At 45.7% G+C, this 18021-nt stretch carries 12 protein-coding genes; all 12 read right to left on the reverse strand.

The features are described 5' to 3' along the window. The coding region (locus A1359_RS03715) for an Ig-like domain-containing protein (protein WP_198159262.1) at positions 1–3365 on the reverse strand (3365 nt) is incomplete at its 3' end. Positions 3366–3403: 38 nt separating this feature from the next. Next, complete coding sequence (locus A1359_RS03720) at positions 3404–4090, reverse strand: DsbA family protein (RefSeq protein WP_198159263.1); 687 nt, start codon at positions 4088–4090, stop codon at positions 3404–3406. 85 nt (positions 4091–4175) lie between these two features. Then, a complete protein-coding gene (locus tag A1359_RS03725) occupies positions 4176–4526 on the reverse strand; it encodes a HepT-like ribonuclease domain-containing protein (RefSeq protein ID WP_066978223.1) in 351 nt (116 codons plus the stop codon). Continuing rightward, positions 4523–4816, reverse strand: a complete 294-nt coding sequence (locus tag A1359_RS03730; RefSeq protein ID WP_066978226.1) for a nucleotidyltransferase family protein — start codon at positions 4814–4816, stop codon at positions 4523–4525. Before A1359_RS03730 ends, A1359_RS03725 begins: the two co-directional genes overlap by 4 nt. A gap of 131 nt (positions 4817–4947) precedes the next feature. Further along, positions 4948–5184: a DUF433 domain-containing protein gene (locus A1359_RS03735; protein WP_066978229.1), complete on the reverse strand. Its 237-nt coding sequence runs from the start codon at positions 5182–5184 to the stop codon at positions 4948–4950. A 73-nt stretch (positions 5185–5257) separates the two neighbouring features. Then, positions 5258–5758 (reverse strand): REP-associated tyrosine transposase, encoded by a 501-nt coding sequence (locus tag A1359_RS03740; RefSeq protein WP_066978233.1) that lies wholly within the window; start codon positions 5756–5758, stop codon positions 5258–5260. A 304-nt stretch (positions 5759–6062) separates the two neighbouring features. Then, entirely contained in the window at positions 6063–6488 is a 426-nt protein-coding gene (locus A1359_RS03745) for a hypothetical protein (protein WP_066978236.1), read from the reverse strand. 85 nt (positions 6489–6573) lie between these two features. After that, a complete protein-coding gene (locus tag A1359_RS03750) occupies positions 6574–7722 on the reverse strand; it encodes a hypothetical protein (RefSeq protein ID WP_066978239.1) in 1149 nt (382 codons plus the stop codon). Next, complete coding sequence (locus tag A1359_RS03755) at positions 7719–11183, reverse strand: carboxypeptidase-like regulatory domain-containing protein (protein WP_066978242.1); 3465 nt, start codon at positions 11181–11183, stop codon at positions 7719–7721. Before A1359_RS03755 ends, A1359_RS03750 begins: the two co-directional genes overlap by 4 nt. 193 nt (positions 11184–11376) lie before the next feature. Further along, positions 11377–12033, reverse strand: a complete 657-nt coding sequence (locus A1359_RS03760) for a hypothetical protein (protein WP_066978246.1) — start codon at positions 12031–12033, stop codon at positions 11377–11379. Between the two features lie 178 nt (positions 12034–12211). Beyond that, the gene (locus A1359_RS03765; protein ID WP_083960477.1) at positions 12212–14233 is read right to left on the reverse strand and encodes a multiheme c-type cytochrome; all 2022 of its coding nucleotides are present in this window, start codon (positions 14231–14233) and stop codon (positions 12212–12214) included. 17 nt (positions 14234–14250) lie between these two features. Beyond that, on the reverse strand, positions 14251–17748 hold the full coding sequence (locus A1359_RS03770) for an FG-GAP-like repeat-containing protein (RefSeq protein ID WP_066978249.1): 3498 nt from the start codon (positions 17746–17748) through the stop codon (positions 14251–14253). Positions 17749–18021: the final 273 nt, after the last annotated feature.

Raw genomic sequence — 18021 nt, forward strand, 5'->3', positions numbered from 1 at the left:
CTCACAGGCTCATCAAACTTCACTTGCAGTACCGCATTGGTCGGTACATCGGCCTGATTATTAGCTATGCTAAATCCGACAACACCGGGACCAGTCGCGTCCTTATCAAATGAAGTCGTGAAATAAAAATTTGAATAGCTCAAAGGATTGCCAAACAAATCCTTAATCGCATTGGTCAGATAAATTCGATGTTGCCGGCCTACAGCAAGAGCGATATTGGGTACAAAGGTCAGACTTTGTCCATCGCCATTGACATTGATAACACCAAATACCTGCAGGCCTGTGACATTATCGTAAACCAACACGGATTGATCGTTAACCGTGTCAGCATGTACAGGCTCACTAAAGCGCACACCTATTACAGCGTTAACCGATACATTGGTACTGTTAGCACTTGGATCTATCGCGGCGACTGTTGGCGGCGTGGTATCGACCGTATTTCCGGTTTTAAAGTTAAAAGTATATGCTGTAGCTATTGGGTTACCGGCACGATCGCGTATACCATCGACCACGACTTTATAGTCGCTGTAATCCGCCAGAATATTATTAGGCGTAAAGATTAGTTGCAAGCCATCGCTGGACAAACGAATGCGGCCTGCAACTGTAGCTGCGCCTTCCAACAAGCCATCGTAAAGGATAATAGAGTCGGTTTTTATAGATTTAGCCGATAATGGCTCGACAAAGGTTACAACGATGGGATTATTTTCGGGAATGTCGATAGCCGCATTGGCTGGAGAGTTCGAATCTACCGTAGGTGGTGTGACATCTGGATTCAGGGGATCGGTACCGTTTTGTAATTCGACGCCATCGTCAATACCATCACTATCTGAGTCGGCATCGGTTGGACTGGTATGCATGTCGACTTCATCGCCATCATTTATACCATCGCCATCCGTGTCAGGATTGGCAGGATTCGATCCGTAAACCGCTTCTTGCTCATCGCTCAAACCATCTCGATCGGTATCTGCTTGAACTGTTAACGTTAGAATCGGCGTTGTTTCGGTATTACCTCCAAAATCGGTGGCTTTTGCCGTGACGGAAATGGTGCTACCAACCGTCCCGAACGGAACCGTCACTGGGTATTGATACGGACGTGAGGTATCGGTGTATACCACTTGCCCGTCGACTAAAAATGAAACCGACTTGACACCGATATCGTCATCGGCATTCGCGGTAATAGTGACTTTTTTGCCCTCGACCACAATCGTATCTTGTGGTGGCTCAGTGATTTCGATGGTTGGGGCTACGCCGCCTTTGTCTTCTGTCAGTCGATACTGGGCGATGAACAAGCGAGTGTTACCGTCGCTGCCGTAATCCTGGCTAACGACAAACGATTCTTCAGTGACATAAGCATAATTACTATCCAATGCGATGCCGGTTCCCGCATAATCACCGAGACGCGACAAATCGATGGTGCCTTGAAAGACAGCATTTTCAGGGTCTTCTATATTCACATAAGCCGTCACGTTCGGAAACAGCTGTTCCGCAGCAAATGCAAAGCCATCGGTCAACGCCATATCCCGCGGTACAAAATCAGCATTACCCGCCACAGCAACTGGATTTGTCGCATCGCTGATATCAACCACCTTCCAGCCAGACGAGTAAGCTGCTACATAGGCATAATTGTCCTTTAACGCCACATCCTTAACTGGGCCAATACTCAAGCTGCCTTTTTTCAGCAGATTAGCTTTGTCGGTAACATCGATGACATGTAGCGAACTACCAGCGACGACAACGACTGTATTGCCTTGTGCATCAACACCCTTGGCTTCGCCCAAACCGGACAGAGCCCCGGCAAAGATTGGCTGGGCTGGCTTACGCACATCAACCACTTCCAAACCGTTATTGCCATCGGCAATATAGGCGAATTGATTATCTACTTTAACATCTTGAGCAATCCCGGCCGTTTCATAGGATGCTAACAAATTTGGTGCGGTTGGATCGGTGACATCAATAATCTGTAAGCCATGATCACCATCGGCCAAGTAGACCACATTACCAACTACACGCAGATCGATTGCGGTGCCGGCAGTATCCAAACTGCCAACAATAGTTGGTGCGGAACGATTCGATACATTGACAATTTGCAAGCCTTTGCTGCCTGCCGCCACATAGGCAAAATCACCGGCCACATCGACGTTATTAGCGTAACCAGGAATGGAAATCGCAGAAAGTGCTGTTGGATTGAATGTACCGATAGTTACCGTCACAGTTTTTTCCAAGCCACCGTTACGTACCGTTAAATCGGCCGTGCCCGCTTGCCCTGCAAACAATAAACCATCCTTACCACCGAAGCTGACCACACTTAAATTACTGGAGCTATACGAAGTACCTGCTGAACGGCTAGTCAAATCTTCCAGGCTGCCATCACTTCGTTTACCCGAAACCTTAACTTGCAAATTGGCTTCGTTATAGACCGTATTAAAGGTCATGGATGGATTACTGGGGACCACTACCAGCTCGACAAAACTACGGCCGCCACCATCGGTGTTATCGATAGGGTTATAACCGGCCAAAATTTCTTCGTTATCGCTAACACCGTCACCGTCTGTATCGGCTTTCAATGGATCGGTCATGTAGCCATTAGAACCAGCCACCTCTAAGCCATCACTAATACCATCGCCATCGCTATCGGCGTTAAGGAAATTGGTACCTAAGTCGTATTCATGTTTGGTGGTTAAACCATCGTTATCGGGATCTTCCTGCGCATCCAGTGGATCGTTTGGATTCAAACCGTTGGCTCGCTCGAAGTCGTCCGGCAAACCGTCATTATCCGCATCACCGGTTGTCGAAACAGTGATACGTTTGAAAGCAACGACTTCATCTTTACGCGCAGTGATCAATACACTACCGCTGGACACCGCAGTAGCCAAACCTTCGGCACTGACCGAAACAATAGCCGAATTACTTGACGTGTAATTGATACCGTTACTGGAAGCGGTGACATCCTTGATAGTACCGTCACGAAAGGTTGCCAAAACCTTTAATTGCGCAGTGGCTGCTTGGGAAGTCAGTGTTTCAACGGTAGGTTCGGAGACTTTTAGGCTAACGGGAATCGGTTCGATATTATCAAACTTGATTTCCGGTACCTGAGCAATGCCATTTTGGACAATATTAAAATAATCACTTTCACCGGAAAAGGTATCGCCAAGCTTGACACAAGTGGCCCTGGCTCGGACCCGGCCCATTTGCGAAGGTACGTTCGGCATAGACCATCCGCCATCAGCACTAACCTGCACGGTTCGGTTGAGAATATTGACAACGCAGTTTTCATCCAGCACGTTGGCCATTGCCACTCGCCCGCTCATGACAAGTCCCAACAGCAAAGCCCATACATAAAAGGATTTAGTGAACTGTGTTTTCATCGTCTTCATCTCCCGAACCCTAAGACGCTTTATTAAGATTATTTACTTAAACCATCGATCATGGCGACAAAGGTTTCGAATGACTGTACGCCATCGAAACGCTGGTAATCGACCAACTGCTTATCTTTAATTTTGCCAATCAAAAACGCCGGCGTACCGTTGACACCCAACCGGGAACCCAAGGTAATATCGCTTTGCACCTTGGCTAATTGCTTCGGATCATCCAGACACGTTTCCAATTTCTTGGCATCCAACTTGTGTTTTTTAACCACTTGGTCGATCACTTCGTCGGACGCCTGACCCCTCGCCTCGAAAATGGCATCGTGCATCACCCAATATTGGCCTTGTTCTCCTGCGCAACGCGTAGCCAAAGATGCCTTTTTGGCGTGGGCGTGGAATTCCAATGGAAAATCCATCATCACGTACTTAACTCGGCCTTTGTCGATATAACGTTCGCGCAGTTTGGGTAACACGTTTTTGTAATGCTTGGCGCAAAACGGGCATTCGTAATCGGAAAATTCGATGATCGCAATCTTGGCATCCGCCTTACCCAAGCTCATCGATTCTGTGCCGGTCAATGGAACAGGCGCCGCCTTGGGCTGCTGATCCGACAGCTTTTGTTCCAGGCCAGCCACCTTTTCTTTCAATTGTCCGATTTCCTTACGCATTTCCGACATTTGCATGAAGATTTCATCAGCCACCCATTTTTCTTCGGCATGGACCATGTTTGTCGGAACGCAAAAAATCAGCAACCACAGCATCCATCTGCATGCGATGTACATGTCTGAAAATTTTGCAAAAATAAACAACTTACCAAGTACCATCAGAGCCTTCCATTAGTGCTTCTAGTGACCTTTGCAGTGGCTCAAGATGGCATTGCACAGTATTCCAAACCATTTCCATATCCACTCCCAAATATTCATGCGCCAATACATTACGCATGCCTGCAATTTCCCGCCAAGGCATCTTTGGCTCAATTTCCGACAAGACATCCACACCGAAGTCTTTCAATGCTTGTCCAATGATTTCCAGATTCCGAATCACCGCATCCTGAGTTTTCCTATCCCCCAAAAAACTCAACAAATCGTAACCTGCGATATATGTCTGAATTAACTCAATGCTTTCCAAAGCTGCCGCAATGAAAATAAAGCGATCCTTCATAACAAAACAGCTTCTTGCAAAACCTTTTTACGTAGGAATTTGTTTAGCGCGTGCCCACTCACCACATCTACTTTACGACCCAATTCCAGCGATAATGCCTCAATCAAACCCACTTGATCCAATAATGTGCTACCGGGCATAAAATCGACGAGCAAATCAACATCGCTATCGTCGCTCTCATCTCCCCTCGCCACAGAACCAAACACGCGGATGTTGACGGCGTGATAACGATTGGCGATGGCGGTAATTTGGTCCTTTTGTTGTTTCAAACTTTGCAATATCGCTGTCATGTTGAGTTACTCTGATTTATCCCACAATCTTTTACAGTTGCCCAGTTAGCAATGTACGTATTATTTTTACATGGCTCAGCATCTCAAACTTTCGACAAGATGTCTGGGTTGCTACGCATCGACCAAAAATCTCATGCCGCCAATGTTTCAATCCGCTTGATTTTGGTTAAGCGAGTGGCAAACTCCAGGGCGGCCATAATGTCGTCCCTTTCCAAGTCTTGATAATCCGCCAGAATCTCTTCAACACTCATACCGGCACTCAACCATTCCAGAATACTTTCAACGGGGTATCGCAAACCGCGAATACAGGGTTTGCCGTGGCAATTAGCAGCATCGATAGTAATGCGCTCGGACAGTAATTCATTCATATCAGTCACCGTAAAATATTGTTTTATCTATATTGTAAAGACAACGGCTCAATAGCAAACCCGAATCGGTTTTCTACTCAATGGTCCAACCTGGAGAATAAACCCCCAAAAAGATGTAGCGATGAATCGACGAATACGCCCAATCGTCAGGCTTGGTTACATAACCATGCTTAACCGGATTGAAATGGATGTAATCCAAATGGTTCGAAAAATCTCGCTCACCCCGGATCAAGTGTTCCCAAAACCTGCGCTGCCAGATTCCACGTTCCTTTTTTTGCGTACGACTTTTTGAAATCCTCTCCCCTGTTCCAATCGCCCGAGAAAAGGCGGATTTTATTTGTCGCCAGCGTAAACTAAAATCATCGTCGCCTTCCGGTAATGTCCATAACGCATGCAAGTGATCCGGCAAGATCACCACCGCCTCCATACGGAAAGGATGCGCTTGCTTTACGGCCTGAAAAGCGCCAAGTAAAGCATCGATATTTTCGGTCAATAATTTACGTTTACGCTCCACCAAATTGACCGTGAAAAAATAGCAGGCTTCTTTTTGCCGATAGCGCCGATATTCCGTCATTATTATCCGTCGTTTCCGGTTTTATAAATCAGCCATACCCCATGCCGTGCATCGCGGGAAATGGTGTCAGGCGTAGGATGGGTACGACTGCATGGATGCAGGAGCTAGAGCAACGCATGGAGCAGTTGCCGAGAGCGAAGCGAAACCCATCACATCAACCTCAACCCATCCAACCAAAATAACCCGGCATTTCCAACCTATCTGTTCATGAGCATAAGGCGGAAGTCAAAGTCGTTCCGCCATATCGAAGCTATCAACTTTACCCATCAGTTTACATCGCAATTGATGCCATCATCCGGGTTGTTCAGGATAGCCGGTTGGCAAATCTGTTCTTCAAAATCCACAAACCGCCGCCAAACACGAGTCCAAACAAACCTGCAATCGCAGGCATCAAAAAAGACTGATAACGCATTTCAAACAGACATGCACGTGCCTGCGAGTTTTTGTCGTAAAGTATCTTAACCATTTGATTCTCTTGAATATCAGAAAACAAGTCTTTATTAACTGTCAATTCAGTCGAAAATTTCCTGCCTACCGAGTCCTTATATTCAACAGAAATCAAGTAGTCCTCGAACGCATCGCGGGAATTACTAAACCCATGACGTACACTCTCTTTGAATAGAATTTTCTTTTTTAACACCCGTCCATCGGTGGGAATACCATATTCCAACAAGTAGATGCTATCGAAAAGGTTCTCACCGACCTTAATAAACAAAAGCGCAATCAACATTAAACCTAGCCAAACGAACGACTTTACAATCCGATCCAGTTGCCTATCCCGCATATCAAAAACTGGAATTAAGCGACAATAGCGGTCATTTCGCAAATGAACCGAAAGGGGGTTTCTTTAGCGAAGAATCATAAAACTCACCCTTCTTAAATAATTTGTCCAGATCCGTGACATGGGAAGCGTTAGCCCAATAAGGCTTACTGTTTCCTGATGCAACAAAATACATAACCCTAACTCCTGAAGGCGTCGAAACATAAGTTATGTATAGCGGTTGGGCATCAAAGATAAAATAGGGATCGAGCTTAACTAACGAATTTACGTAAGCGATTTTTTCTTCGTTACCGACCTGCGCAAACCAATCTTTAACTCTACCCCCACTCTCGGGACTCATATATTTAATCACGCCACCGACGCCATCTTTCAGCACGTCGGCGGTGGATATTTGTTGAATAATCGCCCCGATTTCCTTGAAAACAGAATCCTTCACGGACTTTTTCTTCAAATCGGTTCCTTTCAGTAAAACTCGGCTCTTGTCGGGAAAAAGGAAATCCGCCAACGGAGACAACAATGGATAAACATAGGTTGAGTTTTTGTAATCATTGGTTTTACAATATTCCGGCGTTTCAGAACCTCGCCCCCATGATGAGGAAAACCAGTCGTTGACGAAGGAGTAACCGATGTAATCGATACGATAGGGCAAAAATTTATAAACACCGTCCTTATCAACTGCAAACAAAAACGGCACGAACGCTTGCTGATTATTAAATTCCAGATTGACATAGAAAACAAAAAAACCGTCAAAACCGTAAGCGACTGGAATGGACGAAATTTTAATGGTTTCGAACTGTTGAAAATATGCTTGGGCTTGTTGGTCGAATTGCTTAGGGTCTCTTCCAAACTCCGAATGGGATAAGTCGTATAAAGCTTGTTTATTTTTTGCTTTAATCGCCGTGAGCACGGCCTTGAAAGACTCTTCCGGCTTTTGAGCACCGGTTGCTGGCTTGGACCACCACTGATTATCGACGTAGTCGTATTCCTTCACGCCGAGACAAAGACTGGTCAGTATGTCTTTTGCCTCGGAATGAAAAACGATCGGCAGGTACACCGACTTCCCGTCCATCGCATAGACATAATTCGGAATCATAGCTGCCACAACAATCAATGTTTTAATCAACCTGACACTGATAAAAACCCAAAGTGAACTGCCAGAAATAGTCTGAGTCTTATTGATCATGAGCAGTTAACCCCCGCGGATGAAATTTCACAACTGACAAAGTCGAATGAAATATCATATGTATTTTTTCCTCCGCCCTCGGCCTGATAACTTCCAGAAAATTTGGCGCCAACTTTGAAACTTCCCGAACCGAACTGAAACAAGCCGCCCGTCAAGCCCGCACTGCAATTAGCCACGTTATAACCGACCGCTGATAAATTTAATGGCCATGACAATTCACCTGCCACTAAAGACGCTGAACCTTCTATGGTCTCTTTGACGCAGAATATGCAATCAAATTCTAGACTACCGCTCCCACCAATTTCAGCAGAAATCGAGGGGGTCAAGGACGTGTTCAACTGTCCGTATCCGCAACCGTTACGGTCGTTGGGATCTGTCGAACAATCGTTCTTTTTGTAGCCCACTTCACCGCTAACTGATCCGGTCAAACCGATAAAGATCCCCCCGACAAATTGAGCCTTGACAGTAAGGCTGGCAACACCGGCGTTGAATGTTTTGGGACCGAAGGTTGGAATTGGTCCCGGCGGCCAGATTTTTCCTTTGACTGAAAAACCGCCGAAGTTACCGTTTACCGAACCAGATACGTCCGTTCCTTTACCGGTTTCGGGACCACAACATTCTTTAGAGGAAAGCGTACCTTGAATTTGCAACAAGTTCACCGACGCCAGAACACCTATTTTTGTCAACTCTTCCAATCCGTCGTTGATTTTTTTGACAGATTCGCTAGGTGGCGAAAAGGTATAAGCAACAGTTGTCTTGGTCGCATCCAGGTCGATATCCTTAACTTGCCCTTCATTGCATTCCTTACATTTATCGTTCTGCGGCGGATCGTTGGCATTTTCAGTACTTGGAGTTCCTCCATTGCAAATTGGCTTCTTGCAATCACCCGTTACGTCCTTAGGTACGTCTCCAGGATTCGGATCCTGGGATTCACAATCCTTCGGTGACTGACAATCACCCGTTACATCAGCCATTTTCGGCTTATTCACAATATTGCAACTAGCATCCGTCGCCTGGCATTTCCCCGGACTGGTACAACAACCACTTCCCCCCGGCTGACTACCACAATGCCACCCCGCTTTGATGACGCCGACACCCTGGTTGCTCTTGATGATGCTGCCGTCGGTACTGACCGTACCCAAACCAATCGCCACGAACTCTTCCAGATCGTGATCGTAAGAGTACATTTCCACTTGTGCGCCCGGCTTGTGGCCGTCGACGTTCGGCAGGCTCAACGGTGCCGGTGGATCGAATTTGGCGCCGACCGGTTGAATGGTAACGATGAATTGCGGCTGCATACCGTTTGGCGGTGCCATAGGGATTTTGCTGGCGTTGACAGGCGTGACAGACAGTTTGCCAGTCTTCTTGCCATCAGGGAATGTCACGGAACCAGCTTTGACCTCCAGGGCAAAGCCCGGTACTTCCGGCAAGGTCAGTGTCACGTCTTGATCGCCAACGGTTTTAGCATTGACCGTATCCAACTTGACCAGATAAATCGGCGCAGACAAGGGATTATCGGCGCCCGCAATGGTGGTCAGATTGAACGACAAGGTAGGATATTCGCCTTCAGCGGTGGTGGTGCTGCCATCGGCGATCAAATGTACCGTGCCTACCGGCGCTTCGGTGATTTTAAATTGGCCTTGCGCATCGGTTTGTGCTTCACGAGTGGTGCCGTCGACACGTACTGTGACATTCGGCAATGGATGTTCCTGATTGTCCATTACAACGCCGCTGATGCTGGTTTGACCAGCTGCACCCGTTTTTAAGGCTGAGGCGGTGAAGCCGGCGTAGAGTTCAGTGCCGACTAAAGTAGCAGTCACACGATGCACATCTAAACCTTCTTCGCTACCTAACGTGAATTCGGCGGTGGCTCGGCCATCGCTATCGGTGGTACTGGTGACAGTGGTCTGGTCGTTTTGAAACTTACCACTACCTTGGGTGACTTTGAATTCAATCCGGGCACCGGGCACGACGTTGGCGCCGTCGTCGACCACTGCGACGACAAAGGGTTGGGACAGCGGTTGACCAATCGCTCCGCGTTGGTTGTTGCCGGCATTGACAGTGACTTTATTACCGGTACCGACGGTGGCACTGGCATAAAACAGAACTTCACCATCAAAACCAACCGAGGCGGCTCTAACCCGCTGATTGCCTGTACCGGCACGGCTACCGAGTTTGAAGCTGGTTGAGGCGACACCTAGTGCATCGGTTTGTACCAGTACACCCTGTCCTTCATCAGCAGCACCTGCACCAACCACGCCGTCGCCTTCGGTGACGCGGTAGATCACCGGCTTATTGGCAACCGGTTGATTGTCGCCATCTAGCAGTTTGACTTTTAAAGGTTGCACCAGTGTGGCGTTGATTTTAGCGGCTTGATTTTGACCGCTGAGCAATTCGATATGTTGCGGAGCCAGCGGCTGGTATTTGACTTTGATAGTCAGGCTGGTGGTGTTGCCGACATTGTCGGAGGCATCAATTTTGATGGTGTTGTCGCCTTCGGTTAAGGCAACGTTTTCCGCTAGATAACTGCGGTTGGATACCGAGGCTGCGACGCCATTGACTTTGACGTTGGCCTGCCCGTCAGCAACCGTGCCGCGCACAATGTCATTAATCAAGCCGGATACGGCTATTTTGTCGATGCGCACGGTATCACCATCTTTCGGGGATTCAACCGTTAGATAGGGGGGGGTCATATCCAACGACAGGGATATAGCGTCGGTGATATCTTCACCTTTGGCGTTAATTGCGCGAGCAGTGATGGTGTTGTGCCCTTCTTCCAGCGCCACATCAGCCTGGAAGCTGCCATTGCTATTGTTGACCGGAGCGCCATTCAAGGTAACTTGCGCGGTGGGGTCGGAAACAGTGCCTTGGACGGTTTGCGGCGTGTGGCCGATGGTGAGCAGGGTAGCCGGGCTGGTAATTTTGATAGTGAGTGCTTGATTTTGGGTAACCTGCCGTTCAAGTCTGGCCTGGAAACTGAAGATGTTGGGTCCGCCGCCGGCAACTATCACTGAGACGACGACGCCCGATCCTCCGACCGTAAAGTTGTTACCGATATAGCCGGTTAAATCGAAATAGGGTTCGCCGGTATCGGTGCTACCGGTGGCATTGCTAATGCTGACTTTACCTGTGGGGGTGAGATTGGTAATTACCAAACGTAGCGGGCCGGTGATTTCACTGCCGCTAACATTGTTTAAGCTCACGCTTACTGTGGCATCGGTACTACGCCGATTGCGTACCGGGTTGGCTAGCTTGATGGTCGCTTGATTCGTGCTGAGCGATTCCCATGTGATTGCCGTGGCAGCCGATACGGTTTGTGGCAAATAAAGCAAGAGTAACAATGACAACACGCTCAGCACCCAACTTATCGGCACTGTAACTCGTGTTAAGTATTGAGAAAAATACAGCGGTTTTGATTGATTGCCCGGCTGCTTACCAAGCAAATGCTGCTTCTCTGACATCCTTTACCCCTTGTTTTGTTATGTTACGGGGGCGTCCATGATTGCCGGCGCCATTTAAATTCTAGTTTTATTTAGCCACCAGCAAATGTATGGCTCCAGACAAGTGTAATAATTTTCGACACCAATTAATCCGTTAGCCACGAATCACAACATATCAAAAAATATTTTGTGAATCAACTCAAATTTTGCAAGTTTATGATTGAACCTTTTGGTCAGCGCGCACTACATTCCGCACCAAGCCAAACCAACCGATTATGACCAGCAGTAAGGTGCTTGGCAGTGGCACCGTATTGATCGAAGCTTGCTCCAAGCGAATATTATCCAGTGCAACTTTCGAATCAAGCCCATCATTTTCGTCATTCAATTCAAAGGAAAACGCCACCGAATGACCGATGTAACTCGCCAAACTGATGGAAAAACTGGTGGCATTGGTCAAGGCATCAATTTCAGCGAGCAAGACATCACCCAAATTATTAGCATCGTAGAGCCACAGCTGCAGATTGTCGGCAAAAAGACCCGCGCCGGTTTCCTGAGCGTCCGCGCCCAATGACAAAAAACTTGCATCAAACTTTAGGAAATCGTCACCAGGACCTAAAAGAAGTGGATTATTGAAGGAGAAATTACCGTCGTCACCTTGCACAAGTACCGAGGAATAAGGGGCATCACCTGAACCAGTGGATAACATAGCCGACCCCGCATCCCATTGGACCGAACCGCCATTTGTGAGAACATCCCACCCCGTCAGGTCGGTATTGAAATTGCCGTTAACAATAGACGCAGCAAATGCGAAATTGGAGAGCAGAATTGCCAAGATAGCTACAGTTGACAGTAATAAACGTTTTTTGAACATAGCCTGAATCCTGATAATTTATAAAGCAAATTTTCATACAAAAAACGCGCCAATAATATAAGTTAATTAAAAAACATAACCTTATAAAAAAGTAAACCACAATAGATCAGATAACTTTATCTAACCTGTAAAAAATTTCGACACCATCATTTTTTATCCAAATTTTAGAGCGATGGTTTTATTGCGCTTGCTTTACAACTTCAGGTTGGATTTTTAACGGCAATAGCAATGAAGTAGAAGCCATTTCCACAATCGGCAACTTGACTTCATCGTCCTTTAACGCCCATCTGGCATAGCGATTATTAAGTTTTCGATACTTTAGGCTAGCGCTTATGGTTAATGGACCTTTGGCATAATCCGGCACCTTAAAAACAAAACTGGTGACATCTGTCCCGCCGGGCGGAATAATACGCTTAAAACTGTCTCCCACCATATTAAACAAGTCGTGACGCCAGACCGCATTACCCTTTCGATCTATCGGAATCGACCGGTAAAAATATGCGCTTTCATCGACATTGTTATCCTGATCCAGATAACCCGATTCGTAAATCTTCATACCTTGGCCGTCCATGACTAAAAGATGTAACCAAGCTTCATTTATATCGGTGGTACCACCTGGAAAGGCATGTCCAACTTGCGCATTGGTTACCGCGACTTTAAGCGTGACGTTTTCTCCAAGATAAGAATAAGCCGGGCCTTCGGTTGAGGCGATTAATGTTGAATCCACGTACCTAGCACTTTCGATTGCATCGGCACGATTAGGTTTATCGATACTAATGCGCATCTTATCTGCTTGTAAAAATTCCTGAGTGCGCTGAAGCTGTGTGTGGTTTTTTGTTACCCAAGGAATAGCCGTGTTGGCCCCTATACTAAAATGTGTTTTGATTTGCCCATCTTGGTTAGCGGAAGGATCCTTACCCAACTGTAAAGAAAAGTGACAGTCTTGACACCGTCTTTGCTCGGCATGGGCAAATGTTTGTCGAGTTTGCCCCGAATAAGGTCCATTTAGCCAGGCCATATAATCGTCCTGCATTTTCACCCAACCCCAATCATTGAACGCCTTATCCATAAACTGGGCATGACAGGTAGCACACATTTCCGGGGCAGCCAAAACATCTCGCGCAAGATCGGCTTTATGTTGTTCAGGTTTTAGGCGTATCAATAAGTTATGTACAAAGAGCGGGACTGCTTGTGTTGACCCATCGAATAGATAGGGCTGCGGTGGCTTAAAACGATAACTGGCTACCCCTTGCAGATGCTCGACTCGATCAATACCATGACAAGCCATACAACTAACACCCTCTTGCAAATGCCCTGGCGTATCCAGTTTTCCGCCTGCTGTTAATTGCCCGCTGAGTAATGCTGCCGGCGCATGGCAACCTTCACAATAACGTGTCGCTTCCATGCCTTTTTTCTCTGCCAACAGATTTATATTAGTCTGATAGGTTTTGTCTGAAGCGGCCTGAGCGTGAATTGACAACTTCCATTGTTCGGCAATTTCTTGATGACAGGTTGCGCAACGCTCGGAACTACCCATCCGCTTGGCATCTAAAAACCCACCGGTGCTGGTTTCGGTTTCACTAGGTCTGAACGGATGATTGCCATACGCATAAACATAGGGGGTAACAGCGGGGGAATCGTTATAGGGATTTGGCCTAATTTGATAGATCCCTGTAGCCATGAACACCAGCAATCCGCCCAAAAACAAATGGCTAATCACCGTTTTTTTCAATCCGCCTGACAACGACGGCAGGCGGTTGGGTTCGTTATTTTTACGCCTATCCGACAGAGATAACACATGAAAAGCAACATGCAGCAATAGCACGATAATAATTACTGTCGCCAACCAGACATGCGTCTGAAAAATCCAATGCCGCGCCTCCGACTGCCCTATCAGAACGATATCCATTCCCGTAGCAGCGATCGCCATGAAAGTTAATGCCGCCGCTATACCAGACAATGCGATCCAAGGCCTGCGTAAACCGATTGTTCGTCGAAAATGATAAAAGATATAGGGAAATAATAAGGCTGTTGCCCATAATCCCAATAAGGTGTGAACCAGGAAAGTCCACTGGGTTACGTCTGAAAAAGTTGGCCAAAATAGCGTGAAATAACCCGTTATAGCCAAAGCAATAGTTACGGCAACCAAAGGTTTCGCATAACTACGCTCGACATCCATTTGGCTATTTTGTAGATTCATATCCCTGCCCTTTAGCTTTAGCGGTAAAGAATTTCACGCGCCGACGACCGCCCACGACTCATTAAAAAATCAATAGCTTGAAAACGTATATCCGCCTCTTCCGATTCATTATTCGCAATTTTGTCGGCTAAATCGATTAGAGAGTCAGTATCCAATGAAAATAGCTTTTGTAGCGCTGCATTTCTTAATACTTCTTTTTTTACTTGCGTTAAGGCATACAGTTCGTTGATAGCATTCTGATCGAAATCTTCATTGTAGCGGCTCAACACAGCCTGTCGAATGGCAAGAGAACGCGATTGATCGTGAAGAATATTCGTTACGATCTCACGATGCCCAACGGAATTTTCGGAAAACAAAACTAACGGACAAAAATCTAACAAATCTTCTTTGTTAGAAAAACAAATCATTTTCAGAGCATCTAATCGAGCAGTTTCTCGATCTGGCGACATTTTTGTAATGGCAATGTCTGACCCAAGCTCTGCCCTGCCCTCTTGCCCATACCTTTTTAACAAGGCTTCGATTAATTTTGACGACTGATCATGAAAACCTATCTCAGACCAAATTTGCAAGGCTGTTGATCGCAGCTCAGGTGTATTAATAATTGCCGAGTAATCTTCCGTCGAAAGCGTGTATTTTCCTTTCAACATCTTGCTTAAAGCCCATTGTTTGATTGTTATGTCTTGATCATTCCAAGCCCTACTTAAATAATAATCTGGCTGTAGCGACACCGCCTTAAAAGCTAACAATCTTATTTCCGCTCTCGGCGAGTGCGTCTGATTATCTAGCCAGTGTTCACCCGCCTTATCCGGTAAACTTTTCCAAATTTTTATCCAGTTTTTGGCCAAATTATTAGGTCCTATTGATGTAGCCACTCCATTAGCAAAAACAGCATGCGCAATTTTCCGCAGTTGTTCGACATCAAAAACCGCTACATCATCTTCTTGAGCAAAAATATTAGCAAAAACATCCAACCGTTTTTCCATATCTAATGTATGAAATTCGTCTTGCGCCATTACATAAACATTAAGCAGCTTTAAGGCATCCGCATCTCCTAAACGCTTAAGCGCTATAAAGACATTTGCAATGACATTAGGCGGTTGAGCTTGATCAAAAAGCAAAGATTTTAATTTGGGCAGCACCTGGGCTTGTCTAATCAAACCAAGGCTACGCACAACTTCGGCCCGCACATCCGGATCAGGGTCGCTAATGTGCTCTTGCAAGGAGTGGATGCCACGGTAACGCTCTGCATTGGCAAGTGCCGATGCAGCTGCAATACGTACCTGCGGAACTGGATCATCCAACAGTCGAATCAAATAAGAGACGGCAAGATATTTACGGTGAACAACCGCCTCTTCTTCCTGAAAGAAAAACGCAAAACAATCCGCTAGCGCAATTCTGACTGCGGATGATTGATGTGAAAATCCTCGCAATAACCAACGAATGGATGCCTCATCCTCATACGTTTTCAATCCGGCAATTGCCGCCAACACATTTTCAGCTTCAACATCCTCGAGGCCATGCACCAATAGACTTAAACCCTGAGTTGACTTATAGCGAGAGGCTATTTGAATCACTGCATGACGAACATTGGCATCACTGTCCTCACTGGCGATTTGTAGTTCCTGCCAATCATTATCGCCCGGTTTGGAAGCTGCTAATGTATTTAGATAAGCAAGCCGAACACCGGCATTTTCAATTCCAAACTTCAAACTTATGAGCTTTTTAATACCCCCCCCTGCTTGGCTGTGTGGTAAATCGTGCGGATAATCCCTCCCTTCTTCGATCAACCAGTAGCGATCTATCGCTGACACTTTGATAGTTTGTTCCTGGCCGCTAGGCCATTTCACGATTAGCCTATCTATTGCTGACAAATCGCCTAAACCAAAAATAATTCTCTTATCACTATCCGACAGAAAACCTTCGCCACTGACAACTGATTTCATCTGCTTGCCATGCGCCGAAATCAACTGCACTTGAGCGCCAATCGCATCTTTATTAGATTTTGTGCCTACTAATTTCAAGCCTATCCAATGTTGTCGGGGCGTTACATTAACTAAATACTGACCAAGATCGTTGTTATGACTAACATAAAGATCGATGTCGCCATCGTTATCAAAATCCGCTGCAACTACACCTCGGGCAGATTGATTATCCATCAATCCGTTACCAACGAGCTTTGTTATATCCGAGTAATATCCCTCATGATTATTCAGTAAAAGCTGCTTATGCTGTCCCTGGGATACCTTAGTCGTATCCGGATCAGGCTCTAAAAGACCAGACGCAAGAAACACATCATTATGACCATCATTGTTAAAGTCTTGGACAATTGGCGTCCAACCTGAAAGATTCAAATATTGATTGGCGCCAATACCTATCTCGCGAGCACGATCTTTATAGAATGTTTTCCCATCTGAGGATTGTTGATTGACTAATGCAATCGTATTCTCACCCATGGAACTAGCAATAATGAAATCAACGTCACCGTCGTTATCGAGATCGCCGGAAGCAATACCCCGATTACCTAAGGCTGAATGCAACCCCAAGGCCTGTCCACCAGATTCAAATTTATTATTGCCTTTATTTAAATATGACGTATTCGACCCACTGCCCCGATCATTGGTAATCAGCAGATCCGGAAGGCCATCTTGATTCATATCTTGCCAACTGACATCTAAAGTCCTACCTTCCGAATCAATTACGCCTGCTTCAGCCGTTATATCCTTGAATTTCAATCCCCCTAGATTCAAATAAAGCTTATTGGCTTGAGCCTGATAGAGACTGGCGTCGAATGTATTCTTTTTCTCACCGGTAAACTGACTATTGGCTTCAAAAGTCTTTGTACCCTTGTTAAAGCTGATGAAGTTGCCCACGTAAATATCAAGTAAACCATCACGATTAAAATCAGCGGCAGCAGCTGAAGTAGACCAAAATCCATTCACAATTCCACTTTCTTGAGTAACTTCCGAGAACCTCCCTTTACCGTTATTCCTATATAGAAGGTTAATGTCCTTACCGGTAACGAATAGATCGATATCACCATCATTATCAAAATCAGATGCCAAACATCCCATACCCCATATTTGTTTATCCAACCCACTTTCAGAGGTTACATTTTTAAAATCATGTCCGTTTTCATTTAAAAACAAGACGTTTCCCTGTGAAATTTGCCACCAGTACGCTTTACCGTAATATCGGGTATGTCCGGAACCGTTCACTAGAAATAAATCAGTCCAACCGTCATTGTTAAAGTCTGCCGCACATACTCCGGACCCTAGGGATTCATCAATACCAGCTAATCGCTCATCGCCTTGCTGGTGAGCAAAAATCAAACCATTTTCCAATGTCTTATCTATAAAGCTAATATTTGATAGGTTGGTTTTCCCAATCAGCTGACCTGAGCTAAAGGTTTCTGCCACATAAGGAAATCCCTCCGGAATAAGCGTTGGGTTTCTATACAACATCAAGAAACCCATTACCAAAATGAATAAGGCAAAAAAAGACCAAAGTTTATTCATAAATAATTCTGTAACATAAAAAATCAAACAAACCTTTTGTTTATTGCAAAATATTTTATTTATCGTTGAATGTTAAAAAATAAAAAATATACATTTTAATACTAAATTTTCGGAGCTGGATAAATAGATCAAGTATTTGATTTACAAAGAAATAGGCGCCCTAAAAAGGTATAATATTGGTTAGTTGAAGACCAAAAAAACCCAAAAAGGACGCCCGGATGAATCGTGCCACAAACCGTATAGAACTACCAGCATTAACCGCAGATTGCGTAT

Origin of the sequence: Methylomonas lenta, assembly GCF_001644015.1 — a bacterium.
Taxonomy (GTDB): domain Bacteria; phylum Pseudomonadota; class Gammaproteobacteria; order Methylococcales; family Methylomonadaceae; genus Methylomonas; species Methylomonas lenta.